Origin of the sequence: Mammaliicoccus sp. D-M19, assembly GCF_022386695.1 — a bacterium.
Taxonomy (GTDB): domain Bacteria; phylum Bacillota; class Bacilli; order Staphylococcales; family Staphylococcaceae; genus Mammaliicoccus; species Mammaliicoccus sciuri.
In genome coordinates, this window is sequence record NZ_JAJNHW010000003.1 from 230,524 (window position 1) to 257,398 (window position 26,875).

Below are 26,875 nucleotides of genomic sequence, written 5' to 3' on the forward strand. Positions count from 1 at the left end.
CAAAAATTTGTCCCTGCTTGTTTACACTTCTTCCAAGTTTTGTTACTATGGGCGCTCTTAGTTACACTTCCGCCTACTTTTGTTACTAACAGCTGCCTTATTTACACTTCCTACTTAAACACCATCTATAAATTCTATGGAATCAAGCTCTATTTGCTCGCCATCTTCTTTACGTTTTTTAATATGGAATTCTCCCCATTTACATAAGTGCTCTAGTAATTCATTTAATGTACTACCATATTCTGATATCTCGTATTCAACTTTTGGTGGTACTTGTTGATATACAATTCGATTAATAATGCCATCTTTTTCTAACTCTCTTAATTGTTGCGTTAACATTTTCTGTGTAATATGCGGAATAGCTTTTTTAAGTTCAGATGTTCGCATTGTCCCATGCTTTAAATGACACAGTATAACTGGCTTCCATTTACCGCCAATGACATCTATCGTTGCTTCTACACCAATATTATATTCCGTAACTTCCATCATGATTCCTCCCTAAGGCACTTTTTAGTACCTATATGACTTTAAAGTGCGTACTTCCTATTTATCTTATTACGTTTTAAAATATCACATATCTTATAATAAAGGAAGGAATTTAAAAATTGAAAAACAAATTTTCGAATCAACTCGCACTTATATCACTTGCTATCTCAGCTTTTGCTATTGGTTCTACGGAATTTATTAGCGTTGGGTTACTCCCATTAATTAAAGACGCCTTTGATGTGACGATCCCATTAGCAGGACTTACTGTATCTTTATATGCAATTGGTGTTACAGTTGGCGCACCTATCTTAACGCCTTTAACAAACAATATGAAAAGAAAGACTGTTTTGATACTCATTATGGTTGTGTTTATTATTGCTAATGTATTTGCAGGACTTGCAACATCATTTAGTTTATTACTAGCTATGAGAGTCCTCAGTGCTTTCTCACATGGTGTATTCATGTCTATTGCAACAACCATTGCAGCTGACTTAGTCCCTGCGCATAAACGTTCAAGTGCCATCGCCATGATGTTTACAGGTTTAACAGTTGCAACGATTACAGGTGTCCCATTTGGAACTTGGGTCGGTCAAAACTTCGGTTACGAAATGTCATTCTATACGATTGCTTTAATAGGACTCATTAGTTTAATCGCAAATATATCATTCGTTCCAAAAAATTTAACAGAATATGAGCAAGCACCTATTATTAAACAACTTGCTGTCTTTAAGAACAAACCACTTATGTCTATTTATTTAATTACAGCGCTTGGCTACGGTGGTACATTTGTTGTTTACACATATATGACTGAAATTTTAACGAATATTTTAGGGTATGAAACAAATAGTATTGTTATTATTTTAATATTGTATGGTGTAATGGTTGCAATTGGTAATACATTAGGTGGAAAATTAACAAACCATGCGCCAACAAAATCATTAACGATTATTTTTCTATTACAAGCATTAACGTTATTACTAGTCGGATTTACGATACATTTTCATGTCGTTGGTCTTATCAGTATATTATTAATGGGACTATTCGCATTTATGAATGTACCCGGCTTACAACTTATTGTCGTACTTTTTGCTGAACGTAATAGTAAAGAAACTGTCAATTTCGCTTCAAGTTTAAACATATCTGCATTTAACATAGGTATTACACTTGGATCTGTTATTGGTGGATTTATATTAAATCATTTAACATTATCTAGTACACCTTATTTCGCATTCATCATGGTGCTTGTAGCAAGTATCTTAATGTTTGTCGTCAACAAGCATGAAACAACTGAACCTTTACAAACAACTTAGTAATAATAAAAAAGCGAGAAATGTATGAGATATCAACTGGTACCTCATGCTTTTCTCGCTTTTTAAATACTTCATATTTCTTCATTTTTTAATATTTTTCGGGCATTCTCTTTCAATCGTATGACAGTCTCAATACCTTTTGTACGTTCTAAAAATTCATAAGCTTCTTTAATATGAAAGTTTCTATTAGACGTATTATGAGCATCGCTTCCGACAATATGAATCGCATCTTGTTCTAATAAATAATCAGCTACTCTTTTAGCATCTTCACCATATTTATGAACTAAAGAGCCTGCTGTAACTTGACATAATGCGCCTCTATCAATTAAATCAAATAAAATTTGCGGATCATCTTGAATAGGAATGATACGTTCTGGATGAGCTAATATCGGACGGTATCCTGCATTAAATAACTTTTCAAATGTTTGTTCAGCGAATTCTGGTATCGAGAAAAATGGAAACTCAATTAACACATATCTTGAACCTTCAGTAATAGGTAACAATTCACCAGATTCTAATCCTTCAAGTTCCTCACCAAACATATGAATCTCTTGGCTAGGATAAACTTTAATATCAATATGATGATCATTTAATATAGATTGTACTTCTTCAGTTCTACTTTTAACGATATCGGCATTATTTCTAAATCGATGTTTTATATAATGAGGTGTTGCAACTATATCTGTTATACCTATTTTCTCAGCTTCTCTTGCAAGTTCTAGCATACTTTCCTCATCTAATGGACCATCGTCTAATCCATATAATAAATGATTATGAATATCTATCATGTGCACCTCTCCTTTTGTCACGTATCTATAATCATACAACTTTATTCCCTTATTACTTATATTGTAACAAATAACTGTTTGTAACCAGTATTAAAATGACTGATTTTTGTAAATAAGCAGAAAAGTTGTTTTTAAGACTATTTTATATGAACATAAAAATATCGACATATAAGGAGTGGGAAAAACATGGAATTAGCAAAAGCATTAGAAAGAAGACGCTCTGTTAAATCTTATGAGCCATACGATTTAGATAGAGAAACAATTTATAATTTATTAGATCAAGCTGCATTATCACCTTCAGCTTGGAACTTACAACAATGGAAAGTAATCGTTGTTGATACAGATGAAGCAAAAGAAAAATTATATACCGCGGCTAATAAACAAATTAAAATAAAAGAATCTAGCGCGACATTTATTATTTTAGGTGACTTAAATGCACATGAAACAATTGGTGATATCGCAGATGATTGGATAGACCATAAACATATACCAGCTGATAAGAAATCAGGATTAATACAAAGTGTCCACCAATTCTTTGAAAGTGATTCAAACAGAAGAGACGAAGCAATACGTGGTGCTTCATTATTTGCAATGAGTTTAATGTTAGTCAGTGAAGATGCTGGACTTGCAACTTGCCCAATGATAGGCTTTGACAAACAAGCAGTAATTGATGCATTTAATATTGAAGATAACTTAGTACCAGCAATGCTTATCTCAATTGGTAAAGGTGAAATGAATAATGACAGAGCTTCACGTATACCAGCATCAGCATTTGCAAAATTCGAATAGCGAATGTTCTAAATTTGTAAAAAACTCACCTCAATCATGCATGAAAAAGTACTATAATAAAAGTAACAAAGTGAGGTGTTTAAAATGAACAAACGGTATCAAAAAGTTCTAGTACTTTACTTAATTTCAACGTTCGTGCCATATGCATTATTCAGTAGAAAAAATGATAGCACGTTAACTAAAACTTGGTTACCAAGTTCATTAGTAGGATACGGTATCTTTGCATATGGACTCAAAGTTTTAACAAAAATGAAAAAAGCAGCTTAAACATAAGCTGCTTTCCGATTATGAGCAACCTGAACTTATGTAAGTTCAGGTTGTTTTTTGTTTGGGGTGGATGGTGGTATGAATGGTGCGAAAGCCTTGGCTTTACTTGGTACTTAAGCCATGACTTACACAATCTCTTGGCTTTATTCTGTACTTAAGCCACGACTCAAGACTTTAACCTACACCACACCACTACTTCTCACGATTTACCATTTCTGCATATTCTGCATCCGTTATGGCATAAATGACATCGTCTACTATTTTTTCTTTATGAATTCTATTTTTAGGCATGACCCCTATTTTCTTCATGCCGAGTCTTTTCATCACTTCGCCTGATTTAGGATTAATTGTACTGTGCATTGCTTTTACTTGATTAAGTCCTAATGTTTCAAATGATAGTGATAGCAATGCTAATCCCGCTTCTGTCATATAGCCATTACCTGTATATTTTAAGTTAAGGGCATAACCGAGTTCTCCGCGTTTATGTTCTTGTTCAACTCTTAAATCGATTGTACCTATTAGTTTATTTTCGGATTTTAATTCAATTCCATACTTTCCTAATGGTGCGTTCATATAATATCGAGCAATCACATTTTTAGTTTCTTCTATAGATGAGTGTGTTGGAAATACATGTGTTGTATTCTCAATATCAGATGCATATTCGAATAATGACTCAATATCATTCAAATTAATAGGTCTTAAAATAAGTCTTTCTGTTTCTAATATTTGATTTTCTGCTAATTCGACTAATACATTCATACTTAACACCTACTTATGATTGATATTCGTTCAACGCCAATGCTAAACAACCGATTATACCTTGGTCATCATTTAAACTTGGTGTAACAATATATGTTTCAACTGGTGGCACTGCAATATAATTGTTATTTAATAGTTCAAATTGCTCATGCACTTTTTTTAATAAATGTGTTTGATGCATTACACCACCACCAAAAATGATTTTTTCAGGAGATAACATTAATGCCGTATTAAGTGCTGCTTGAGCAATGTAATAAGCAACGATGTCCCAATCTTTATCATTTTCATGAATTTCTTTGGCAGAAATACCTGCTCTTTTTTCGATTGCTGGTCCTGAAGCTAAACCTTCTAAGCAATTACCGTGATATGGACAATTACCTTCAAAGTCTTGATCATCTTTATGAATTTTAATAGACATATGTCCCATTTCAGGATGACTTAATCCTTGTACAATTTTCCCTTTAACGATTGCACCGCCGCCGATACCTGTACCTACTGTATAGTAAACCGCTGAGTCAATATTTTTTGCGATTCCTTTTTGATACTCTCCATATAAAGAGGCATTTACATCTGTCGTAAATGCTACAGGTACATCGAAATGCTCTTGAACTGCACCTATAAAATCAAAATTCTGCCACGCAATTTTTGGTGTCGAAGTGATATAACCATATGTATCAGAATCTTTATTGATATCTATCGGTCCAAATGATCCTATACCTATACTACTAATTTGATATTGTTTAAAAAATTCTATAACTTTAGGTAATGTTTCTGACGGCTCAGTTGTTGGTATTGAGATGCGTTCAATTACATTTAAATCTTCATCTCCAACTGCACATACAAATTTCGTTCCACCCGCTTCAATCGCTCCTAGAAGTTTCACTTATCTCACACTCTTTCCCATTTTATTTATTTTCATAAGTTATATTCAGAATCATAACGAAATTATTCATTAGAACCATCTCTTCTTCTTGAAGACGATTAACATAATAATTGCTATAACAGCCATAATAATAAGGACAATATAATAGCCTGAATGCCATTCGAGTTCAGGCATATTTGTAAAGTTCATCCCATAAATACCTGCAATTAATGTTAATGGCATAAACACAACAGAATAAATAGTTAATATTTTCATTATATTGTTCATCTTGAATGAATTCAAAGAAATATAATTATCTCGAATATCACTTGTCATTTCACGTGATGAATCTACCATTTCCATTTGTTTCATAAGATGGTCATTAATATGCGTAATATATAGAAATTGTTGTTCATTAAGATGCAACACTTTACCTTCACGCATTCTATATACTAAATCCTTCATTGGTTGAACAGTTCTTTTAATAATTAGCAACTCTTGTCTTAAATCAAATGTGTCATCAATTAACGTCTTTGTTGTAATATCTAAATTATGACGATCTTCGAAATTAAACACCTTGTCTTCAATGTCGTAAATAAACGGAAAATAGTTGTCTACAATATCATCTAGAATATTTAATAATATATCTTTAGGTTCATTTATTTCGATCGTTTCATTAAATAGTTTTCTTTTGATCGTATCGATTTCTTCATAACGTTCTCTATGGAATGTCACGATAAAATCATCACCAATAAAGATATCCACTTCTTCAGACTCTAAAGTCTTTAAATCTAATGCATGGAATACAATAAATTGATAATCGTCATATTGTTTAAACTTCGGTCTTTGTTGAACTTGTGTTGCATCTTCTACTGATAAAGGGTGAAAATCAAAATAATCAACTAATATTTCGGACTCTTCTTTAGTTGGCTCATTTAAATCAACCCATATCCATTTTTTCTCTTCTGAAATATCTTTAGGTGAATTCGTTTCCTTTATTTCATCCTTTAAATTGACATAATAAGTTTTAATCATCTTTTTCACACCATTTTCACTTTACTTTATTTCATATTATACAACTAAAAAAGCAGTGAGCAAATATACTCACTACTAAAAAAAAGTTATGAAAATACGACTGTCTTATTACCATTTACGATAACTTTATGTTCACAATGCCATTGCACCGCTCTTGCTAATACTTGAGATTCAACATGTCTACCTGTATGCTTCATATCTTGTGCAGTATATCTATGATTAACTCTTACAACATCCTGCTCAATAATTGGTCCTGCATCTAAGTCTTCCGTAACATAATGACTTGTAGCCCCTATTAATTTAACACCTCTTGTATAGGCTTGTTTATAAGGGTTGGCACCAATAAATGACGGCAAGAATGAATGGTGAATGTTAATAATTTTCAAGTGATGTCTTTCAACAAATACTGGTGATAATATTTGCATGTATTTCGCAAGTACAAGTAAATCGACATTGTAACTTTCACAAATTCTTGTAATTTCATCTTCACTTTCACGCTTAGTTTCTTTAGTTACGCTGACATGATGAAAAGGAATGCCCATATCCTCAACAAATTTGCGATTATTCTCGTGATTACTAATGACACAACTGATTTCAATCGGAAATTCTTGTCTATTCGCACGTAACATAATTTCACTTAACGCATGGTCTTCTTTAGACACAAGTAACGCTGTTTTCACTTTTTCTTCAGCATCAAAAATTTGAAAATTAATCTTTCTATTTGTTAGTTCATTCTCTAAAAGCGATTTAACTTCATCGTTTTTATCAAATTCTATACGTAAATATAAATGGTTTTCTTCTTCTTGAATGTCTGTATAGTGATCTAAATGAAATATATTTGAATTTGTATCTTTTATAATAGTGGATATTAATGACGTAATGCCAATTTCATCTTTACAATCAGCCAATAATATATAATGCTTACTCATGTGCCTCATCCTTTGATTAATTTTGGAAATATTCTTACAATATCAACTATTATAAAATTTAATTTAAAAGAAAACAATAAATTACATCATCAGTTTTAGATGTAAACGTATTCATTTATTATTTTTCCCAATACATAAATTGGTCTAGTTGTAATGATGCTAACGTTTCACGAATTAATCTTTTGCGGTCATAGTAATTAAGTCCATGTGATTTGAGTTTTGTAATCTTTCCTTCTTGAACATATTCACCTTTATACAAATTTTTATCCTTCGATACTTTAATCGTCGACTTAGCGCCTTCTTTAGGAGATATAAATAATGGATCAAATATTTTATAAACTAAGTTCCCAAATGTTTGATTATATTTTGTTTTTCCTAAATTAGTTGAAACAGCACCTGGATGTACTGCCGTTACATGTAAGCCATCTTTTGAAAATTTTTCATGTAATTCTTGCATAAAATATAAAGTCGCAAGCTTAGATCTTCCATAAGACTTAATCGGATTAAACCTTAAAGGATATTTAAAGTTTCGTCTTCCAAGATGTGCAAATAAATATGCGCCAGATGATACGATAATAATTTGTTTGTCATGACTATTCATAATTGAACCAAATAATATATGCGTTAGCATAAAGTGTCCTAAATAGTTCGTACCAAACATTAATTCGTAACCATCTACTGTTTTTTGTCTTGTTAATGACATGACGCCTGCATTATTGATAAGACAGTCGACAAAAGGATATCGTTCTAAAACAAGTGTCGCAGCTTTCATAACATTTGCTAAATCTGATAAATTACACTTAATGACATCTACTGTTATATGTTGATGTTCCGCTTCTAAAAGCTTTTTTAAGTCATTGCCTTTATCAACATTTCTACATAACAAAATAATAATGTCATAATCGTGTGCTAATTCAATAACGGTTGATTTTCCTATTCCTGAAGTTGGTCCAGTGATTGCTAGAATTCTATTCGACATTGTTTATCTCCTTATTTTTATTGCTTTTTCACATAATGTTGATGTACATAAATCAGTTCTTTAGCCATTTCTTTAATGACTTCAGTAGAAATAAGTTGATCTTCAGCATGGGACAATAACAAATTTAAAGGAACAGGCTCACCTGAAGCTTCTGATTGAATCAGGTCCTTATGCACTTTATGTCCTTCAACTAAAAATTGATTACCTTCAGAAACTAAGTTCTCAGATGTTTCAAAATTACCTTCTTTTGCTTCTTGAATTGCTTGCATATAATTACTTTTTGCCATTCCTACATTTGTAATAATTTGAAAAGCAATTTGTTCATATTTTTCCATATTCTCACCTTATTCCATTAAGCTTTCGGCATGTTTCAATACACCTTCTCCATCCATCATGCCATATTGTTGCATATCAATAACGTCTACTGGTACTTTACCATTTGCTACTTTTTCTACTTGTGCTTTTTGAAATCTTACTTGTGGTCCTAGTAGAATAACATCTACTTCATCAACTTTTGTTTCTGCTTCTGATAAAGCTAACGCCTCAACTTCATAATCTTTACCTTCTTTATTTGCAGTATCTTGCATTTTTTTAACTAACATACTTGTAGACATACCCGCTGAGCAAACTAATAATATTTTTTTCATGTTAATCTTTCTCCTTTATATTAAATTTAAAATGTGCCCAAGGTTTTAAATAGTTGAGCAGTGGTAAATCATGTGGCTCAATTCTGCCAATCACATTGACTTTCCCAGTATTGAGCATTGGCTTTAATGCAATTTGTAATTCACCTTTATATTGACCATATTCTTCATTGTCTATTAATATGTCGCCTCGTTTAATAGCAACTGTATGATGTGCTGGAAATGGTTCACTTTTATATTTCACACGACTTTGTGTTGAACGAATCATATACTCACTGACATCACCTCTATAAAAATGTGGCTCTTCGATTGCAATTTTCTTCTCTAAGTCAGAAATTTCATCAAATAATTTTGCATCAAATGTAATCGGTTCATCTTTCAAATGACTCAAAATCTCTAATTCCGCTTCAGACGGGTAACAATTGCTGATAATGACATCATCTATCAACCCTGTAGCCCATAAATGTTGCGCTTGAGTCGTTACTGGTAAACCTCTATGATCTTCTAAAGTAGGCAAACCTTCAGTAACAGGCCATGGTCCAAAGTCACCTACTTTACTTGAAACAAATGCTGCTGTTCTTAAACCATATTTTTTGAATTTTTTACTACCTTCTAAAAAGAATGCTTCTGATATTCCTGCATATCGATGCGGATAAAAATTATGACATCCAACTAAACAAGCGCGATTCGGCTCAAAATCCATCACATTATCAATATAATGATTCATCACACTCATATTCAGTTCAATCTTAATGCCATAAGGATTATAGGTCATGTCACTTGTTTCTTTCGCTCCTACACCTTCATCAAGTCTAATACCGTCTACACCTAACTCATTGAAAAAAGATAAATCATTTGGTTCAATGCCTAGTACTATAAATGTGCGAGGTGCCACATCTATAAAAATTTCAAAGTTTAAATTTTTAGCATAACGAATTGTTTTTTCAATTATAGGTAACAATGTCGCTTTATTTTCATCAGTAAGTTGCAATAAATTTGTAAATATTCTCGTATAACCGTACTGATGAGCTTTTTCGATATATTGAATATCTTCATCTTCATTTGATTTTCCTGGATATAAAGAAATTCCTAACCGTTTCATCAAACTTCACTTCCATTCGCAATATATTTCTTTTTTTATAATTTTGAATAATTTATCTATTTAGTTTATACTATAACAAAATTTAAGCGCTTACAAATGAAGGGGGATTTTTTATGAATAACTTTGCTACATGGATAGAAGGCAAACTTTCAGGTCCAATGACAAAGCTTTCTAACCAGCGTCATTTACTCGCCATTCGTGACGGGGTCATTTCAGCACTTCCATTTATTATATTCGGCTCATTTTTCCTAATATTTGCGACACCACCGTTACCTGAATCTTGGGCAATTACTCAGTGGGCAACAGAACATGCTGAGCAAATTTTAATTCCATATAGAATGACGATGTTTATCATGAGTTTGTATATTGTGTTTGGCATAGGTTACAATCTCGCCAAATCCTATGACTTAGATCCATTGTCAGCAGCACAACTTTCCACTGCTGCATTCTTATTAACAATCGCACCAACTATGGATAAAAAATTAGGTTTCGTATTACCAATGACCAATTTAGGCGGTCATGGTCTATTTGTTGCAATGTTTGTTGCAATCTTCTCAGTAGAAATATATCGATTATGTAAAAATAAAAATATTACGATCAAGATGCCACCTCAAGTACCGCCATCAGTAAGTCGCTCATTTGAATCTTTAATCCCAGTAGTTTTTGTACTCGGTGCAATGAGTATCATTACAGTAGTGTTCCAACTTGATTTACATACACTCGTTGATAAAATCGTAGGTCCACTCGTCTTTGCAGGTGATACTCTACCTGGTGTACTTGTACCTGTATTCTTAACAACTTTCTTCTGGGCATTTGGTATTCATGGTATGTCGATTGTCGGGACAATCGAACGTCCTTTATGGGAAGTTTATTTAGCAAAAAATGCAGAAGCACATGCTGCCGGAGATTCATTACCGCATATAGCACCAGAAACATTTTTCCAATGGTTTGTTTGGATAGGTGGCGCAGGTGCTACATTAGGACTTGTCATTTGTATATTATTATTTGCAAAATCTCAGTTCTTGAAAAAATTCGGTAAAGCTGTATCAATACCATCATTATTTAATATTAATGAACCAGTAATATTTGGATTGCCAATTGTATTAAATCCAATCATGGTTATTCCATTTATTATCATTCCATTAGTATTAACCGTTATAACCTACTTAGCAACATTGTTTGGACTCGTAAATGCCACAAGCGTAATGGCACCTTGGACATTACCAGCTCCAATCGGTGCATACTTAGCAACAGGAGGCGATTGGCGAGCAATTGTACTCGTATTATTTAATATCGCTGTTTCAGTCATAATATATTTCCCATTCTTCAAAATGTACGACCGTAAAATGGTCTTAGAAGAAAGCGGCGAATCAAAAGAACAAATCGAACAAGATATGAAAGAAGGCAAATAGTAGGAAAAGAGGAACCCTCAGGGACACAGTTTCATATGTTCCTGAGGGTTTTTATTGTGATATGTGGGAAATGTCACGCCTTAATTTAGGTATTAAGACGAAATGTGCGGAATCTCTTGGCTTAAGTTGGATATTAAGCCATGACTTCGGCTATCTCTTGGCTTAAGTTAGACGTTAAGCCATGACTTGGGTGATCACTTGGCTTAATTAGGGAGTTAAGCTAAGACTTGGACGATCTCTTGGCTTAATTAGGGAGTTAAGCTAAGACTTGGACGATCTCTTGGCTTAAGTCAGTAGTTAAGCAAAGACATGGATGAGTTCTCGTGTGTTTACTTCTCCTTTAACTCACATCTTTCCACATCCATATTCAACAACACTCTGCACCATACCCAATACACCTTCGCCCCCATAGGTCCATACTCAACAAACCTCCACACACAAAAACAAACCCTTACCCCCATATTCCTCATTCCACAAAAAAGCCTGATACAGCTATTGAACTGTACCAGGCCATCCCTACTATATTAAATAATAATATCAATAAAGAACCATATGATCATGACTACCATAATCAATGCTTTTGCTATTGAGCTTGTTAAGAATCCAAGTAATGATCCTACACTTGCATTTGTTGCAGCTGCGATATCACCTTTTTGAATAATTTCTGTTACAAATACTAATACAAATGGAACGATTATGATTCCAAATGGAGGAAATACGAAACAACCGATGATGACACCGACTGCTGCCATTGTTTCTCCTAATTTAGAACCTCCAAATTTCTTAACGAAATAACTATTCATAATAATATCTGACAAGATCATAAATATTGTAAATACAATCATTACTACCCAAAATATCCAAGACAATTTGCTTGAATCAATTGCAAAGTGATAAATGAAATACCCTACCCATATAAATAATACGGATGGAATAATAGGTTTCACTAATCCTATAAATGCAATTACAAACATTAAAATAATTAATATCCAACTTATTGCTGTCATTTTTATATCTCCTAACTTACTTTAGTTTCGTTATGTGTCGTATGTTCTACTGTGAATATAAGTAATACAAATGCTACTGCTATTGATAAACTTGAAACAAAGAATACATTGCCTAGTCCAACTATATCGCTCATAATACCACCTAATAAATTTCCACCTAACTGCCCGATGACCATTGCATTGGCAAACAATGTCGATGCGTATCCAGGAAATTCTGGTAAAATATCTTGAAAATAACTAATACCTAAGCCTAGTAAAATAGCTAAGAAGAATGCTAACGCTAGTTGTCCTATTAACATTGCTACGAAACTATCAAACACCCCGATGCTAAAGTAATAACCGAATCCAAAAATAGAACCAACCATTAATAATGTTTTTGTTTTGAACTTACTTGCAATAATACCAAGTATAATCATAAACGGCACTTCTAATCCCGCACATAAACTTGCTAAATATCCGACATGTGATTCATTATCTTTAAGATATTCTGTTACATATAATGGCATATTCAGCGTATACATCCACTGACCAACATGTAACAAAATGAATGCTAAGAATGGTATTAATAATGTCGGTTCTTTCATTAAGTTTGGTGCTTTCTTTTCTGTAAAATTACCGATAGCATTTTTAATAACTTTTTTCGGTTCTTTATAAAATATAATTAATAATACTAAAACTGTTAAAAATAGTGCCACCGTTCCACCAAACAATCCATCATATCCAAAGGTACTTAACAATACTGTACCAATTAAAGGACCAAATAAAAATCCTAATGAAAATGTAGAACGTAGAACTGTATTAGCAAATATACTTCTATCTTTATAAGCTGATTCATTAATTGATTCACGTGCTGAGGCATACATTTGAGGCATTGCTGGTGCAGCTAAACCTTGGAACATTGCGTAAAGTGCAATAAACACCCAAATTGTATGTATGTAGAAATAAATGGAGAAACATAATGCACCCATAATAAGAGCGGTAATGATAAGATATTTACGATTAATTTTGCCACTATCTGAAAATCTAGCAACAATAGAGTTCACTGTAAATGAAGCTCCTGCTGCAAGCGCCATTAACAACCCATATTGTCCTTTCGTCATGCCTAAATGTTGCGTCGCATACAACACTAGGAATGGAACAGTAATCGCAACTGCCATACCAAGTAAACCCATATTTGCTGTAAAGAGTTTATAATTTTTTATTTGAAATAATTTCAAAAACATGAATTCACAACTTCCTATATTTTATTATATGCTTGTACTTTAAAGCTTATCCTCTGCTACGTCAATGCTTTATTGCTATAATTCACATTAACCGGTAAAATCATTATTAAATATTGAAAAAAGGAGTCATTCTAGTGAATTACAAAGTAGATTATATATCAGTCGGAAAAATTGCTAACATCACATTTAGCGATCAAAAATCTAAAAAAACTGCCATTTTCAAAGAACCTTTTAAAGATAAAATGTACTTAACACATACAGGCTTTGTTGAAGACGAACAGCAATACAAAGGACACGGTGGACCTGAAAAAGCACTCTGTTTTTACAGCAAAGATAACTACGCATATTGGGATGACATTATTGATTTGTTACCAAAGTATGCAATTTTCGGAGAGAATATAACCGTTTCAGGTTTAACAGAAAAAGATTTAAACATTGGTGACACGTACGAACTTGGTGAAGCAATCATTCAAGTTTCATGTCCAAGACAACCTTGCGCTACAATCGCACAACGATATGGCATTAAAGATTTAGTTAAACGCATGGCTGATAGTTATAGAACAGGCTGTTACTTTAGAGTTTTAAAAGAAGGTTACGTTGCACAGAATGACAATATGAGATTAATTGAGCAAACTGAGCCTAAACTATCCATTTATGAATTGAATGAAACACGATTTAAAGATAGTAAAAATCTACAACGTATTGACAATATTTTAAACCACGAAGCGATTAATGATGAAACTCGTGAAATATTTACGAAGTTAAGAAAGCGTCTGTCATAGAAATCAATATAACGAAAGCAGAAAAGAAATCCATACAGATTTCTTTTCTGCTTTTTATTTTTTTCCTATCTCAAGTTGATTAATATAGTTCTTTAAGACTTCTATGAATGATTTCACTTGTGGTAATTGTAATACGTTATGTTCATAACATATATATGTAGATCTTGTCAGTGGTTTACGCATGACATTTAATTTCTTGATTTCAAATTTATTTGTATCGATATCACCTATAACGAGTTCAGGTAAGACTGTTACACCTACACCATTTAATAATAATGCTTTACATGTAGCGATTTGATCGACTTTAATCAGTGCATGGTATTCTTGTTGTAAGTAATCTGTATACCATTCTTCTATTTGTTTTAAGTAAATGGGTTCTGCTTGAAACTCGATCATTGGTAAAAGGTGTAGATCTTGTTTTCTATTTTTAGGATATATAAAGTAATGCTGCTCATTAAGTAGGAGATCATTTTGAACATTCATAACTTCGTTGCCTCTTACGACCATGATGTGAAAGTCATTCTGATATTGTTTAATGTGTTCACTTGAACCAATTTGTAATTGTATATCTACATTAGGATATAAGTGCGTGTATTCTCCTAATACTTGTGGGAGAATGGTCTGTCCAATTAATGAAGATACCCCTATTGAAATGCTACCATTTACTTCGCCTATTTTAGAACTGATTTTATCTAATAATAAACGTTCTTCTTTTAACATTTTTCGAGCGTGCTCAATTACAAGTGAACCTTCATTTGTTGTAATAAGTTGCTTCTTTGTTCTTATAAAAATATCTATACCGAAAAAGTTTTCAATTGTTTTTAACCTTTGACTTACTGCCGGCTGAGATATATATAGAATGTCTGCTGCCTTCCTTAATGTCTTTACGTCTTCTAATGTTACCAGTAACTTATAATCGTCTACTTTCAATTGACACACACTCCTTACTTTCATTATATTATAACACGATTTGCATACACGACCACGCCTACAACTTTAGACCGAAATATAAATTTTTTTATTTCATAAATTGAAAGTCGATTCATAATTCGTTATAGTTGAGCATGTACATTAAATAGGAAGGATCATATCATGCTTATTATAGAAATTATTAAATATGTTTTTCTTGGGTTACTTCAAGGTATAACTGAACCGATTCCGGTTTCTTCAAGTGGACATCTTGTGATGGCACAAGAATTTTTAGGTTTACATACGGACGGTCTAACGTTTGAAATTGTTGTAAATACTGCTTCATTAATTGCCGTGCTTATCTTATTTAGAAAAGATATTATCACGCTTATTGTTGATACACTTAAATATATTAAAGGTGACCGTACCGAATCTATTAAGAAAAATTTCCAACTTGCTATGTACTTAGTCATTGCAACGATTCCTGCAGGTGTTCTAGGTATTATCTTTAAAGATATTATTGGAGATACTAAAAGTGTGATTATGGTAGGTATCATGCTTATCGTCACTGGTATCGCATTGTGGTTTATTAAGAATAAACGTGGACAAAAGCTTGAAAAAGATTTGTCACTTAAAGATGCTATTATCGTAGGTTTATTTCAAGCAGTTGCCTTAATACCTGGACTAAGTCGAAGTGGTGCAACGATTGTTGGTGCATTAGGTGTAGGTATGAACCAAAAAACAGCATTTAAATTCTCATTCTTACTATATATCCCGGTAAGTTTAGGTACAGCTTTACTTGGTATTAAAGATATTGTTGAAACACCCCCCGATACATCATTGATGATTTCATATGTATTTGCATTTATTGCATCTCTTGTAGCAAGTTATTTCTCTCTAAAATGGTTACAAGGCATTATGGAACGTGGTCAATTAGGTATCTTTAGTAAATATTGTTTCATCGTAGGTCCATTAGCAATTATACTAGCGCTAATCTTCTTATAATAAAAAAACGAGGAATTCCAACTTTAAAGGGATTCCTCGTTTTTATATAGAAATATGCCATAACATTGTGGTTAAATCACTTCGCATTCATAATTTCGTGAAAACAATATCTGATTTTCTTTTCAATTCCTTTGAAATCCGTCTCTAATTTAAACATAATTTCATGAGCTGTAACATATGCCTTATGGAATTGGGCTTTGGATATTTTCTTCTCTTTAAGCATTCTTTCTAAATCATCTTCATCAACAAGTTCATATTCACCCGACTTCGGTATCACTAAAACATCAAGACATAAATCTAATGTTCTAGCATTTCCAAGTTGTGTGATATTCCTCAAATTCACATCAAAATAGTATTGTACTGGTTTATTTTGTTTATCGTACATTACAGTAATACTATACGGCTTCTTTTCAGGTAAGATTTGCATCCACTTATATCCATTATCCGCAACTGTAATTTCCCTGCCGACCACATTTACTTGTAAGGGCTCTTTTACTTGTACCATTGTTACTAATCCTACAAGCCCTTGAAAATGATTGGTGTCCAATACAACTTCTTTATATTCGCGATTAAGGAGACGTCGCCAATGACGTTTGTCAATATACTTAACTTTCATAAGTTACCAACTCCTTTTTTACATTATATAAAAAACCATGTCTAATTCAAAGCATTCAATATAGAATTTCATAAATTAAATTACTATTCTAAAAAAACACTACAAGAAACAGTGCTGTTTCTTGTAGTGTTTAAACAATTAAACATTAATATATAATTTAAAAATACAAAATGAATTTATATTTTTATATCTAGGAGTCGTTACTATTCTTTTGATAAATAATGAGATTTACCTTTTAAGAATAAACTTAAAATTAAAGCAATCACACTGAATAAAGTTGCAATCCAGAATGCATCGTTAATACCTTGAACTGTAGCCAGTTTGTTGAAGAATGTAAATAGTGCAGTTGTACCTGCTTCTTCTCCGCCAACAGATTCTGATAAAGCTTTAATTTGTTCTTGTATCATTGGATTTGTTGAATCCATATTATCTGACATATTTGCCAAATGTGTTGTCGTATTTTGAGTCATAACTGTAACAAGAATGGCTGTACCGATTGACCCTGCTAATTGTCTTACAGTATTACTAATTGCATTACCATGCGGAATTAATCGTTGTGGTAATGAATTCATTCCTGCTGTCATAATTGGCATCATGATGAAACTCATACCAAATGAACGGACAATATAAATAACAAGTATTGTTGTATATGGTGTATCCATATTTAACTGTGTCAATTCCCAAGTAGCAAATGTCATAATTGTTAAACCAATTAAAGCGAGTGGTTTAATACCAAATGAATCTAACATTTTACCAGCTATAGGACCCATGAAGCCCATTATAAGTGAACCCGGTAATAGTAATAACCCTGAATCTAGTGGTGTGAAACCACGTAAGTTCTGTAGGTAGATTGGTAATAAAATCATACCACCGAATAAACTCATTGTTACGATAACGTTAATGATTGTAGTCAATGTAAAGCCTGAATATTTTAATGCTGACATATCAAGCATTGGATTTTTCATTCTGACTTCACGAATAACAAATAATGCTGTAAAGATTACACCGATAATCAATGATAATGAAACTGTTAAAGAAGTCCATCCATCGTTACCCGCTTCACTAAATCCATAAAGCAATAATCCAAATCCTAAAGTACTAAAGATAATACCTTGAAAGTCTGGTTTTGGATTAGATGTTTTTTGATAGATTCTAAACCAGAAGAAACTAATAAATATTGCCACTAAACCAATCGCAAACATACCATAGAACATGATGTTCCAATGATAATTTTGGACAATCCAACCTGATAATGTTGGTCCAATTGCTGGCGCTAGAATAAACGCAATACCTAAAGTACCCATTGCCGCACCACGTTTTTCTGGTGGGAATATTGTCATAAATACATTTGAACCTAATGGCATTAACACACCTGCACCAACTGCTTGGATAACACGGCCTGTCATCATCATTGGGAAGTTAAATGATAGCGCACATATAATTGATCCAATCGTAAACAGCGTCATTGCTATAAGAAATAGTCTTCTGTATGAATATTTACTTATTAGAAATGCACTGATTGGTATTAGAATACCATTCACTAACATAAATCCTGTCATTAACCACTGTCCTGTAGACGCTGAAATACTAAACTCATTGTTAATAACCGGTAAAGCAACATTTAATAATGTTTGGTTTAAAATAGCTATAAACATACCAAACATCATCGCAACTAAAATTTTGTTTCTTGAAATACCTTTGCCATATACGAAATTGACATGATGTTTTTTAATTTGTTCATTAATTGGTTCGTCTTCGTTTAATTCCATACCACGATCAGATAATTCAGTATGCTCATGTGATTCATCTGAATCTTTATCCTGACCTTCAGAAGACATATTGTTAGAAGTCGTTTCATTCATCTCTGAGTCAGATGACTTACGTTCAGCTTCCATTTTCTCAATATTTGAACGTACTATTTGATGATCAACATCATCATCTTTTGATTTCAATTGTGTTTCTTTATTCTCTGTTGTTTCATCAGTTACTTGCTTAGAAACTGATTTACTTTTTTTGCGTTTTAAAACAAATGCATTAATTCCAATCCATAATAGGATTGCTACAATTATATAAGCCACCGTAAAGGTTGATGTCATAATACACCCTCCTTAATTCTTGTGGATTCGAACTTCAACATTCATTCCTGGAACAACATTTGTTGATGGCTTAGAATCAAATGTGATTTTCACTGGAACAACTTGTGTCACCTTTGTATAGTTTCCATTACTATTTGATGAAGGCATCAATGAGAAACTTGATGCAGTTGCTAATCCAACTTGAGACACTTTACCTTTAACACTAGCTTCTTGTCCGTCGATATACACGTCAACAGCTTGTCCTTTTTCAACATCTTCTACATCTGTATCGTCAATGTTTGCTGTTACATATAAATCATCAAAGTTATATGCATATGCAATTGGTGATCCAGCTTGAACTAAACTGTTTTCTGTTGCAGAAGTTTTTACGATTGTACTTTTAGATGGTGCTTTAATGTCCATTTCTTGAGACTGTCCATCTTCACCTTTACCAGCTACTTCTCCGATTTTGTCGCCTTTGTCATAAGTTTTACCTTCTTTAGCGTCGAAGCTTGTTAAGTTACCTGATACTGGGCTAGCAATTTTGATTTGCTCACCGTCAACTTTTGCATTTTCTGTTTTTACATAATCTGTTGCTTCACTATAATAATGGAATCCTACTAGACCGATAGCCACTAAAATTACTATAGTGATAACATTTACAAGCACTATTTTTTTCATTACTTTATTTCCTCCAAATTTCAATGATTTATTCATTATACGGCTCTAGAATGATGATTTAAACCAACAAATTAAATAAGTTTGTCGGGTTAAGATGGCGGAAAAATCAGATAATTATTCATAATATCTACATATTTAAATGGTATATGAATGTATCTTTGAACGGCTTTTTGTTAAAATATTAGGTATGTATTTATTCGAGGTGACCTATGAAAAAACATGCGAGACAACTAATCATAAGTAATATGGTTTACTTATTAGAACATTATCATTTTGATGAAATCACAATAAAAATGTTATGTGCAGAATGTGGTATCAATCGTTCAACATTTTACGCACATTTTAAAGATAAATATGAAACGTATGAAGAAATTAAACAGTTTCATATGACGAACTATGAAACATTAATGGATAATATAGAGCGATCTATTCTTGAAACCCCTGATAAAAGAAGAAAGTATGTTAAACAGTACTTTACGAATGTCTTTTACTACATATCAAGACATCAGAGATTTTTCACAAGCGTCTTCGTTGTCCATCCAGAAAAAGAACTCATCATCAGTTTTATCAAACTTATTAAATTAAGATTTGAAAAATTGATTACACAAATAGGTACACTTCAAGACGTCAATTTCTTCCTAGACTATACAGTCGGTGGTCAAATCGCTACCATTTATAGTTGGCTAAAAAACGGCTGTGTAGAGAAACCAGAAAAAATGGCAGATATTATGTATCGGAACATTATTAAGATTAATAGATAATGGTTCAATCTCTCTGTCTTCGTGCGTTATACCCTTATTTTGTGTATTAGCGCACGATATCTTGCAGCCTTCGTGCGGTACACCCTTATTTTCTGCCCTAGCGCACGATATCTCCGAGTCTTCGTGCGTTATACCCTGCTCTTCCTACTTATCAAAAAAGACATTCACCTTAACGATGAATGTCTTTTTTATATACTGTTAAAAGCTTGATAAACCTGTACTTTCTTGAATTCTATATAATACTTTTTTCCAAAGTGCTTCGTCTTTGAATTCATCGTATTGTGCAGTCATATCGTGTTCACTATTATTCCAAGATTGTTTAAAGTTATTGGATAATTTTTTAAAGGCTGCATCATTTTGTTTACCTTTAATGATGATATCTGATTCTAAATTATAATCTCCAATGTTTCTTCTTGTTAAATTGGATGACCCTAATATCATTGTGGCACGATTGTTTTCATTTTGCTCAAACAACATATATTTAGAGTGATATTGTTCGCCATTTGATCGAGCCCATCGTACTTTAATGCTTCCTTTTGAGCGATTGATTAATTCACTTGCAACCGGCTTATTTGGTACGCCTGGCTTTTCTTTACCAAATGCTTCTTTATTAATATCAAGTATCAATTTGATATCTATATTTCTTTTAGAAGCTTTAATCAACTCATCAATCACATCTCTGTCTGAAAGATAAAACATACCTATTGAAATATGGTCTTTAGATTGTGCTTTTTTAATATTTTGAATGACTTGATTTTTAATTTTACCTTCAGTTGCTAATTGCACACTATACTTCGCTTTATCATTCCAGCTATTGTTTTTAATTTTGAAATCACTTGGTGAGTATCGACCACCACTCATATTCGCAACTGCAATTTCTGATTTAATAATTGCATTTTGAATTGGACCTGATACTCTAACTCCAACATTTTGATGATAACCACTTGGATCATGTGGATTACTAGATAAGATCATACCATGTTTTTCTGTAACTAAAGTCTTTCTATGATTTGCTTTCATATTTAAAATATTTAAATAACCTCTAATCGTAACGTCTGGTGCTTCAGGGCTTAATGGATTACTTAACTTACCATTTTCACTATTACCAAACCATTGGAAAAATGTTCGATACATACCTGAATAAATCGGGTTAGAATCTCTTAATTCATTAAGATTTGTATAATAGACGTCTATATTATTGGCTTTTAAATTCTTAATATTATCAGGCGTGTATGAACCGTAGAATGAATTAATCGGATCTGTGATCACAATAATTCTCATATCTGGGTTTTCTTTTTTCTTATCAATTAAAGATTGCGTAAGACGTTTAGATATTTTTGGATAAGTCTTATCTCCCGTTTGATAATGATTAAATAAGAACATATCCATAATAATAAAATCATCCGCTTCTTTAATCGTCTCATTTACTTTATCAAATATTTCTTGATTGTATTGCATCTTATTCCCGTTTTTATAAGTGACATCTGTTAATAGTTCCACATGGTCTGTCATCGTTTCTGAGCTCAATTTTGAAACGCCATGTGGTAAAGGTTTAAACACATGATAAATACTCATAGCTATCACAATTCCAATAATCAATAAAAGGAATCCATAAATATATTTCTTTTTATTTTTACGCTTTGACTTATCATTTTTCTTTTTTCTTTTTACAGACTGACTTTTCTTTTTGATATTTTTCTTTTTATTAGCCATGTGTTTAATCCCCTCCTTTTTATTTATTATATCAAAACTAAATTGACATCGATGTATTACTTTGGTATTTTTAATTAATATTGAATTTTTCAGAATTTTTAGAGTATATATACAGGAGTGAAGTAAATTGACAGAACAATTAAGACCTTTCCGTGCCGACCATGTAGGTAGTTTACTAAGAACTGAGCCTTTAAAGAAAGCTCGTCAACAATTTTCAGAAGGTACGATTACACAAGAAGATTTTACGAAAGTAGAAGATCAAGAAATTAATAAAATTATTGAAAAACAATTAGAAGTCGGATTAAAAAGTATTACAGACGGTGAATTCAGACGTTCATATTGGCATTTTGATTTCTTAGAAAATTTAACAGGCGTAGAAGATTATGAACCAGAAATTGGTTTAACATTTAACGGCGTAGAAACTAAAAAACATGACGTAAGAGTTGTAGGAAAAGTCCAATACAACCCAGATCATCCTCACTTCGCTCATTTTGATTATTTACATAAGCAAGTAAACGGAAGAGCTGTTAGTAAAGTATCTATACCAAGTCCAAATCAGTTATTCCATCCAAACATATTAAACCATGACATCTACCCAGATATTTATGATTACGCGAAAGATGTTTCAGAAGCGTATCGCCAATCAATCCTTAAATTCTATGAATTAGGTTGTCGCTATTTACAAATTGATGATGTATATTGGGCTGGATTAGCAGCAACAAAACAATTAATTAAAAATAGAGAGCGTTCTGAAGAAGAAAAAGCAGAAGCTATCAAACTAGCAGCAAAAGTTGTCAATGATGCATTAGCTGATTTACCAGAAGATTTATTGATTACAACTCATATTTGCCGTGGTAACTATCAATCATCATGGGCAATTACAGGTGGTTATGAACCAATTGCGAAAGAACTATTCACTGAAAAGCTACAAGGCTTCTTCTTAGAATATGATGACAATCGTTCAGGAGACTTTGAACCATTAAGACACTTTGATAGAAACGATGCATATATTGTATTAGGTTTATTCACATCAAAAACTGGTGAACTTGAAGACAAACAAAATATTCTTGATCGTTTAAACGAAGCAACAAAATACGTTTCGAAAGATCAATTATGCTTAAGCCCTCAATGTGGTTTCGCTTCGACAGAAGAAGGAAACATCTTATCTGAAGATGATCAATGGCGTAAATTATCTTATGTTATCGAAACTGCTAAAGAAGTATACGGAGAACTATAATTCCACAAAGAAATCCCAATCCGACACATTCGGATTGGGAATTTTTTATATTAAGCTTTAAATTGTTTCGAAAGCGTATTTTTCAATTACTTCTTGATGCTGTGGATACTGTTCAATCAATTGAGCCTGTGTAAACAGTTCGAATTTTTCAAACTGGAATCCTGGTGCGCACATACAACCTACAAGTGCATAGTCATTGTCACCTTCAACAGTTGAAGCAAATATAACGCCTTTTGGTACGAGCGCTTGTAATACATCTCCCTCTTCAATATTTGGGCCGACTTTCACTTTTTCATAATGACCATCCGGATAAATCATATGCACAGTCAATGTTTGTCCTGCATGATAATACCATACCTCATCAGATTCTATTCTATGAAAATGCGAAATATTATTTTTTTCTAATAGAAAATAAATACTTGTATATAACGCATTGCCATCATTTAAAGCATGTTCTGATTTAATCGTTTCATGATAGAAACCACCTTCAGGATGTGGTATTAAATTGAGCACGTTTATCCATTTCTCTTTATTCATCTAAACACTCCATTACAAGTCAACATTGTGGAATACTTGTTGTACGTCTTCTAAATCCTCAATTGCATCGACTAATTTTTCAAACGTTTGTAAATCTTCTTCTGATAATGTTACTTCTGATTGAGCTAACATTGAAAGTTCAGCAACATCAAAATCTTCTACGCCATTTGCTTTAAGCACATTTTGAACTTGTGCAAATTGATCTGGTTCTGCGTATACAATTGTTAAATCTTCTTCTTCGATAACATCTCTCACATCTAAATCTTCTTCTAATAATAGTTCGAAAACTTCATCAGCAGATTTCCCTTTAAATGCGAATACAGCAGTATGATTGAACATGTATGCAACTGAGCCTGATACACCCATATTACCACCATTTTTACCGAACGCTGCACGTACATCACTTGCTGTACGGTTTACGTTATTTGTTAATGCATCAACAATTAGCATTGAACCACTTGGACCGAAACCTTCATATCTTAACTCATCAAAGTTTTCTTCTGATCCGCCTTTAGCTTTTTCAATTGCTCTATCTATAATATGTTTAGGAACAGAATAAGTTTTAGCTTTTTCTAATACAAATTTAAGATTTTGGTTTGATTCTGGATCAGGTTCACCTGATTTAGCAGCTACATATATTTCTCTACCAAATTTAGCATAGATTCTACTTGTATTTTTGTCTTTTTGGGCTTTTTTATCCTTAATATTATTCCATTTACGTCCCATATTTCCATCTCTCTTTCAAGTGAGTTATTTAACATACCTATTATACAATAATGATTACATCTGGCAAAGTTTACAAATCAAAAAATGTCTGAGACACGATAATTGCCTCAGACTTGTTATGTTTAATCTTTTAAAATACTTGCGAGTCTTAAAATGTGCATGATGATGTTGAGTAAATTAATAAACAAATTAAAGCCCATCTCTCTTGGAGAGAAGTTCCCTAATTTCATACGGTTAAAATCATACACAGTATAAAGTAGAAACAGTCCAATACCTATTACAGATAATACTGTATGGAAAATAGGATTATGGATGAATATACCTAATAAACTTGCGAAGATTAATGCGATTAATGTTACAAATAAATATTTTCCTAAACCTGACGCGTCATCAATCATAAAGTAACCGAGTATACCAAAAGCAGCAAACGCGCCAATTGCTAATGCAATATTGCCATAAAAGGCTTGTGTACCTAATGCGCCTAAATAATACATAAAGGCCGTATATGAAATTACACCGATAAAGAATGCATATATATTTGAAATTAGGCCGCCAAATTTTCTAGACGATTTTACAAATAACGAAATCATAATGAGTACAAATAACCCAATTGTAATTGGTAAGTGTAATGCAGGTGGTACGAATTGACCTACATATGTGCCAACTCCAAAGATTATCCAATAATATAAGAAGTATAGCCATGTTTTTCTAATGGCGGAACCATGAGTATCTGTTTGTTGATAAGATGCATATTGGTTATCATAATTCATCTTTAATCATTCCTTTTTATAACGTAATACCAACATTTTACATGCTATTTCTCTATATATCAAACGTCATGTCTTCGATAAATTGTAACATTCATCATACATACATAAATTACCATATTCCATATAGAAGCGTTCACAACGGTTTTAGCGAACTTCAATCAATGTAAAAAAGCAAAAAATAATTATTGTGTTTTTATTACAAAGTGATTACATCTCGTACATACAATATTATTTTTGTTACCATTACGTGTATAGAAGAAAGTTCATTTTAGTATTCTGTTTTTATATATTATATATACCTAAGGAGGATAAGCCTTTGAAAAAATTTGCATTCGCAGTAACAGCTGTTTCTGGTGTTGCAGCTATAGCAGCTCATAACGACGCCGAAGCTTCAACTCAACATACTGTAAAAAATGGTGAATCTTTATGGATGATTGCAGACCAATACGGTGTATCTGTAAATCAACTGAAATCAAGTAACAATATTTCAGGAAATATGATTTTCCCAGGACAAGTCATTACTGTAAACGGTAGTAGTTCAACAGGAGGAAGCGGTTCACAAGAAACGTCAGCATCTTCAGGCTCTACTTACACAGTTAAAAGCGGTGACTCATTAGCAGTAATCGCACAACAAAACGGTGTTACAGTTGACCAATTAATGAAATCAAATAATTTACAAGGTTATATTATCTATCCTGGTCAAACTTTAAAAATTGCTGGTGGAAGCGGTAGTGACACTTCAACTGCTCCTTCAAATAACACACAACCTACTCAAACAGGTGGCAATCAATCATTCAATGACCAAAACTTATATGACTGGGGTCAATGTACATATTATGTATTTGATCGCAGAACACAAGCTGGTAGTTCAATCAGCACATACTGGGGAGATGCTAAATATTGGGCAGGCGCAGCACAAGCTGACGGTTTCCGAGTAGACGGCACACCTGAAGTAGGTTCAATTATGCAATCTACAGCAGGACAATATGGTCACGTATCATATGTAGAATCTATTAACGCAGACGGAAGTCTATTAATTTCAGAAATGAACTATAATACGCCTCCAGGAGTTAAAGATTACAGAACAATCCCAGCATCACAAGTATATAACTATTCATATATTCATTAATAAAAAAACCAGTTCAGAAGATGAACTGGTTTTTTCTATGCAGAAAACTAGATTGTGGTTGTTAGAGTTCGCTAACTATCATTATTCTGAATTGTGGTAATTAGAATCCGCTAACTTCCATTATTCGGAATTGTGGTAGTTAGATGAGCACTCATTTAGAGACATTTCTCAGAATTCTGTCTCTAACAACGCCTCTTACGGACATTTCTCGGAATTCTGTCCCTAACAATGCCTCTTACGGACATTTCTCGGAATTCTGTCCCTAACTCAGAACAACTCCCCACAAAAAATTCACCTATCAATTAATTACGCCTATCCTTCTCAGTTTTTCCATACAAAAAA

Annotated in this window: 29 protein-coding genes; 9 read left to right on the top strand and 20 right to left on the bottom strand. The window is 32.7% G+C overall.

Annotated features, from left to right (window positions below):
* Nucleotides 1-114 precede the first annotated feature (114 nt).
* Nucleotides 115-486 (bottom strand): winged helix-turn-helix transcriptional regulator, encoded by a 372-nt coding sequence (locus LQ675_RS09300; RefSeq protein WP_058591209.1) that lies wholly within the window; start codon nt 484-486, stop codon nt 115-117.
* Nucleotides 487-605: 119 nt separating this feature from the next.
* Here LQ675_RS09300 and LQ675_RS09305 point away from each other — a divergent pair, with 119 nt between their 5' ends.
* Nucleotides 606-1,796, top strand: a complete 1,191-nt coding sequence (locus LQ675_RS09305) for an MFS transporter (RefSeq protein ID WP_048541217.1) — start codon at nt 606-608, stop codon at nt 1,794-1,796.
* Between the two features lie 71 nt (nt 1,797-1,867).
* Here the strand turns inward: LQ675_RS09305 and LQ675_RS09310 are convergent, their stop codons facing one another.
* Entirely contained in the window at nt 1,868-2,584 is a 717-nt protein-coding gene (locus LQ675_RS09310) for a tyrosine-protein phosphatase (RefSeq protein ID WP_058591211.1), read from the bottom strand.
* A gap of 186 nt (nt 2,585-2,770) precedes the next feature.
* On the opposite strand from LQ675_RS09310, the gene LQ675_RS09315 reads away from it, so the two are divergent.
* The gene (locus LQ675_RS09315; protein WP_107601946.1) at nt 2,771-3,373 is read left to right on the top strand and encodes a nitroreductase family protein; all 603 of its coding nucleotides are present in this window, start codon (nt 2,771-2,773) and stop codon (nt 3,371-3,373) included.
* An 84-nt stretch (nt 3,374-3,457) separates the two neighbouring features.
* Entirely contained in the window at nt 3,458-3,640 is a 183-nt protein-coding gene (locus LQ675_RS09320; RefSeq protein ID WP_025906889.1) for a hypothetical protein, read from the top strand.
* A 192-nt stretch (nt 3,641-3,832) separates the two neighbouring features.
* Here LQ675_RS09320 and LQ675_RS09325 read toward each other — a convergent pair whose 3' ends face one another.
* The 8 genes from LQ675_RS09325 to LQ675_RS09360 all read right to left on the bottom strand — a co-directional run bounded on the left by LQ675_RS09325 (nt 3,833) and on the right by LQ675_RS09360 (nt 9,950).
* Entirely contained in the window at nt 3,833-4,399 is a 567-nt protein-coding gene (locus LQ675_RS09325; RefSeq protein WP_107601947.1) for a GNAT family N-acetyltransferase, read from the bottom strand.
* Between the two features lie 13 nt (nt 4,400-4,412).
* Entirely contained in the window at nt 4,413-5,282 is an 870-nt protein-coding gene (locus LQ675_RS09330) for an ROK family protein (RefSeq protein WP_048541228.1), read from the bottom strand.
* 69 nt (nt 5,283-5,351) lie between these two features.
* Nucleotides 5,352-6,296 (bottom strand): magnesium/cobalt transporter CorA, encoded by a 945-nt coding sequence (corA, locus tag LQ675_RS09335; RefSeq protein ID WP_048541229.1) that lies wholly within the window; start codon nt 6,294-6,296, stop codon nt 5,352-5,354.
* A gap of 86 nt (nt 6,297-6,382) precedes the next feature.
* Nucleotides 6,383-7,225: a formyltetrahydrofolate deformylase gene (purU, locus tag LQ675_RS09340; RefSeq protein WP_048541231.1), complete on the bottom strand. Its 843-nt coding sequence runs from the start codon at nt 7,223-7,225 to the stop codon at nt 6,383-6,385.
* 118 nt (nt 7,226-7,343) lie between these two features.
* Nucleotides 7,344-8,204, bottom strand: a complete 861-nt coding sequence (locus LQ675_RS09345; RefSeq protein WP_048541233.1) for an SDR family NAD(P)-dependent oxidoreductase — start codon at nt 8,202-8,204, stop codon at nt 7,344-7,346.
* Nucleotides 8,205-8,221: 17 nt separating this feature from the next.
* Nucleotides 8,222-8,539 (bottom strand): PTS sugar transporter subunit IIA, encoded by a 318-nt coding sequence (locus tag LQ675_RS09350; protein ID WP_048541235.1) that lies wholly within the window; start codon nt 8,537-8,539, stop codon nt 8,222-8,224.
* Nucleotides 8,540-8,548: 9 nt separating this feature from the next.
* Nucleotides 8,549-8,851, bottom strand: coding sequence for a PTS sugar transporter subunit IIB (locus LQ675_RS09355; RefSeq protein ID WP_037589973.1), 303 nt, complete (start codon nt 8,849-8,851; stop codon nt 8,549-8,551).
* Nucleotide 8,852: 1 nt separating this feature from the next.
* The gene (locus tag LQ675_RS09360; protein ID WP_207593409.1) at nt 8,853-9,950 is read right to left on the bottom strand and encodes a DUF871 domain-containing protein; all 1,098 of its coding nucleotides are present in this window, start codon (nt 9,948-9,950) and stop codon (nt 8,853-8,855) included.
* 113 nt (nt 9,951-10,063) lie between these two features.
* Here LQ675_RS09360 and LQ675_RS09365 point away from each other — a divergent pair, with 113 nt between their 5' ends.
* On the top strand, nt 10,064-11,362 hold the full coding sequence (locus tag LQ675_RS09365; RefSeq protein ID WP_207593408.1) for a PTS sugar transporter subunit IIC: 1,299 nt from the start codon (nt 10,064-10,066) through the stop codon (nt 11,360-11,362).
* 524 nt (nt 11,363-11,886) lie between these two features.
* On the opposite strand, the gene LQ675_RS09370 is transcribed toward LQ675_RS09365, so the two are convergent.
* Nucleotides 11,887-12,369: a DUF456 domain-containing protein gene (locus LQ675_RS09370; protein ID WP_048541239.1), complete on the bottom strand. Its 483-nt coding sequence runs from the start codon at nt 12,367-12,369 to the stop codon at nt 11,887-11,889.
* Nucleotides 12,370-12,380: 11 nt separating this feature from the next.
* Entirely contained in the window at nt 12,381-13,592 is a 1,212-nt protein-coding gene (locus LQ675_RS09375) for a sugar efflux transporter (RefSeq protein WP_048541241.1), read from the bottom strand.
* A gap of 134 nt (nt 13,593-13,726) precedes the next feature.
* Between LQ675_RS09375 and LQ675_RS09380 the strand changes: the two genes are divergently transcribed.
* Nucleotides 13,727-14,374 (top strand): MOSC domain-containing protein, encoded by a 648-nt coding sequence (locus tag LQ675_RS09380; RefSeq protein WP_048541243.1) that lies wholly within the window; start codon nt 13,727-13,729, stop codon nt 14,372-14,374.
* A 54-nt stretch (nt 14,375-14,428) separates the two neighbouring features.
* On the opposite strand, the gene LQ675_RS09385 is transcribed toward LQ675_RS09380, so the two are convergent.
* Complete coding sequence (locus LQ675_RS09385) at nt 14,429-15,304, bottom strand: LysR family transcriptional regulator (protein WP_048541244.1); 876 nt, start codon at nt 15,302-15,304, stop codon at nt 14,429-14,431.
* Nucleotides 15,305-15,466: 162 nt separating this feature from the next.
* Between LQ675_RS09385 and LQ675_RS09390 the strand changes: the two genes are divergently transcribed.
* A complete protein-coding gene (locus LQ675_RS09390; RefSeq protein ID WP_048541246.1) occupies nt 15,467-16,288 on the top strand; it encodes an undecaprenyl-diphosphate phosphatase in 822 nt (273 codons plus the stop codon).
* Between the two features lie 76 nt (nt 16,289-16,364).
* On the opposite strand, the gene LQ675_RS09395 is transcribed toward LQ675_RS09390, so the two are convergent.
* From LQ675_RS09395 to LQ675_RS09405, 3 genes are all read right to left on the bottom strand, one after another.
* On the bottom strand, nt 16,365-16,904 hold the full coding sequence (locus LQ675_RS09395; RefSeq protein WP_048541247.1) for a ribonuclease FAU-1 family protein: 540 nt from the start codon (nt 16,902-16,904) through the stop codon (nt 16,365-16,367).
* 203 nt (nt 16,905-17,107) lie between these two features.
* Nucleotides 17,108-19,000: a DHA2 family efflux MFS transporter permease subunit gene (locus tag LQ675_RS09400; protein ID WP_107610461.1), complete on the bottom strand. Its 1,893-nt coding sequence runs from the start codon at nt 18,998-19,000 to the stop codon at nt 17,108-17,110.
* Nucleotides 19,001-19,012: 12 nt separating this feature from the next.
* Entirely contained in the window at nt 19,013-19,660 is a 648-nt protein-coding gene (locus LQ675_RS09405; protein WP_025907364.1) for an HlyD family secretion protein, read from the bottom strand.
* 209 nt (nt 19,661-19,869) lie between these two features.
* On the opposite strand from LQ675_RS09405, the gene LQ675_RS09410 reads away from it, so the two are divergent.
* Nucleotides 19,870-20,421: a TetR/AcrR family transcriptional regulator gene (locus LQ675_RS09410; protein WP_048541250.1), complete on the top strand. Its 552-nt coding sequence runs from the start codon at nt 19,870-19,872 to the stop codon at nt 20,419-20,421.
* Between the two features lie 198 nt (nt 20,422-20,619).
* Here the strand turns inward: LQ675_RS09410 and LQ675_RS09415 are convergent, their stop codons facing one another.
* On the bottom strand, nt 20,620-22,134 hold the full coding sequence (locus tag LQ675_RS09415) for a phospholipase D-like domain-containing protein (protein WP_239727527.1): 1,515 nt from the start codon (nt 22,132-22,134) through the stop codon (nt 20,620-20,622).
* Between the two features lie 127 nt (nt 22,135-22,261).
* On the opposite strand from LQ675_RS09415, the gene LQ675_RS09420 reads away from it, so the two are divergent.
* The gene (locus LQ675_RS09420; RefSeq protein ID WP_048541252.1) at nt 22,262-23,371 is read left to right on the top strand and encodes a 5-methyltetrahydropteroyltriglutamate--homocysteine S-methyltransferase; all 1,110 of its coding nucleotides are present in this window, start codon (nt 22,262-22,264) and stop codon (nt 23,369-23,371) included.
* A gap of 57 nt (nt 23,372-23,428) precedes the next feature.
* Here the strand turns inward: LQ675_RS09420 and LQ675_RS09425 are convergent, their stop codons facing one another.
* The 3 genes from LQ675_RS09425 to LQ675_RS09435 form a co-directional block, all read right to left on the bottom strand.
* Nucleotides 23,429-23,908, bottom strand: a complete 480-nt coding sequence (locus LQ675_RS09425) for a cupin domain-containing protein (RefSeq protein ID WP_048541254.1) — start codon at nt 23,906-23,908, stop codon at nt 23,429-23,431.
* A gap of 12 nt (nt 23,909-23,920) precedes the next feature.
* On the bottom strand, nt 23,921-24,634 hold the full coding sequence (locus tag LQ675_RS09430) for a YebC/PmpR family DNA-binding transcriptional regulator (protein ID WP_048541255.1): 714 nt from the start codon (nt 24,632-24,634) through the stop codon (nt 23,921-23,923).
* Nucleotides 24,635-24,756: 122 nt separating this feature from the next.
* On the bottom strand, nt 24,757-25,404 hold the full coding sequence (locus LQ675_RS09435) for a Bax inhibitor-1/YccA family protein (RefSeq protein ID WP_048541258.1): 648 nt from the start codon (nt 25,402-25,404) through the stop codon (nt 24,757-24,759).
* Between the two features lie 316 nt (nt 25,405-25,720).
* Here LQ675_RS09435 and LQ675_RS09440 point away from each other — a divergent pair, with 316 nt between their 5' ends.
* The gene (locus LQ675_RS09440; protein ID WP_048541260.1) at nt 25,721-26,533 is read left to right on the top strand and encodes a LysM peptidoglycan-binding domain-containing protein; all 813 of its coding nucleotides are present in this window, start codon (nt 25,721-25,723) and stop codon (nt 26,531-26,533) included.
* Nucleotides 26,534-26,875: the final 342 nt, after the last annotated feature.

Coding starts and splice junctions, on each gene's coding strand:
- LQ675_RS09300 (WP_058591209.1), bottom strand. CDS start 486: ATGGAAGTTACGGAATATAATATTGGTGTAGAAGCAACGATAGATGTC.
- LQ675_RS09310 (WP_058591211.1), bottom strand. CDS start 2,584: ATGATAGATATTCATAATCATTTATTATATGGATTAGACGATGGTCCA.
- LQ675_RS09315 (WP_107601946.1), top strand. CDS start 2,771: ATGGAATTAGCAAAAGCATTAGAAAGAAGACGCTCTGTTAAATCTTAT.
- LQ675_RS09320 (WP_025906889.1), top strand. CDS start 3,458: ATGAACAAACGGTATCAAAAAGTTCTAGTACTTTACTTAATTTCAACG.
- LQ675_RS09325 (WP_107601947.1), bottom strand. CDS start 4,399: ATGAATGTATTAGTCGAATTAGCAGAAAATCAAATATTAGAAACAGAA.
- corA (WP_048541229.1), bottom strand. CDS start 6,296: ATGATTAAAACTTATTATGTCAATTTAAAGGATGAAATAAAGGAAACG.
- purU (WP_048541231.1), bottom strand. CDS start 7,225: ATGAGTAAGCATTATATATTATTGGCTGATTGTAAAGATGAAATTGGC.
- LQ675_RS09345 (WP_048541233.1), bottom strand. CDS start 8,204: ATGTCGAATAGAATTCTAGCAATCACTGGACCAACTTCAGGAATAGGA.
- LQ675_RS09350 (WP_048541235.1), bottom strand. CDS start 8,539: ATGGAAAAATATGAACAAATTGCTTTTCAAATTATTACAAATGTAGGA.
- LQ675_RS09355 (WP_037589973.1), bottom strand. CDS start 8,851: ATGAAAAAAATATTATTAGTTTGCTCAGCGGGTATGTCTACAAGTATG.
- LQ675_RS09360 (WP_207593409.1), bottom strand. CDS start 9,950: ATGAAACGGTTAGGAATTTCTTTATATCCAGGAAAATCAAATGAAGAT.
- LQ675_RS09365 (WP_207593408.1), top strand. CDS start 10,064: ATGAATAACTTTGCTACATGGATAGAAGGCAAACTTTCAGGTCCAATG.
- LQ675_RS09370 (WP_048541239.1), bottom strand. CDS start 12,369: ATGACAGCAATAAGTTGGATATTAATTATTTTAATGTTTGTAATTGCA.
- LQ675_RS09375 (WP_048541241.1), bottom strand. CDS start 13,592: ATGTTTTTGAAATTATTTCAAATAAAAAATTATAAACTCTTTACAGCA.
- LQ675_RS09390 (WP_048541246.1), top strand. CDS start 15,467: ATGCTTATTATAGAAATTATTAAATATGTTTTTCTTGGGTTACTTCAA.
- LQ675_RS09395 (WP_048541247.1), bottom strand. CDS start 16,904: ATGAAAGTTAAGTATATTGACAAACGTCATTGGCGACGTCTCCTTAAT.
- LQ675_RS09400 (WP_107610461.1), bottom strand. CDS start 19,000: ATGACATCAACCTTTACGGTGGCTTATATAATTGTAGCAATCCTATTA.
- LQ675_RS09405 (WP_025907364.1), bottom strand. CDS start 19,660: ATGAAAAAAATAGTGCTTGTAAATGTTATCACTATAGTAATTTTAGTG.
- LQ675_RS09410 (WP_048541250.1), top strand. CDS start 19,870: ATGAAAAAACATGCGAGACAACTAATCATAAGTAATATGGTTTACTTA.
- LQ675_RS09415 (WP_239727527.1), bottom strand. CDS start 22,134: ATGGCTAATAAAAAGAAAAATATCAAAAAGAAAAGTCAGTCTGTAAAA.
- LQ675_RS09425 (WP_048541254.1), bottom strand. CDS start 23,908: ATGAATAAAGAGAAATGGATAAACGTGCTCAATTTAATACCACATCCT.
- LQ675_RS09430 (WP_048541255.1), bottom strand. CDS start 24,634: ATGGGACGTAAATGGAATAATATTAAGGATAAAAAAGCCCAAAAAGAC.
- LQ675_RS09435 (WP_048541258.1), bottom strand. CDS start 25,404: ATGAATTATGATAACCAATATGCATCTTATCAACAAACAGATACTCAT.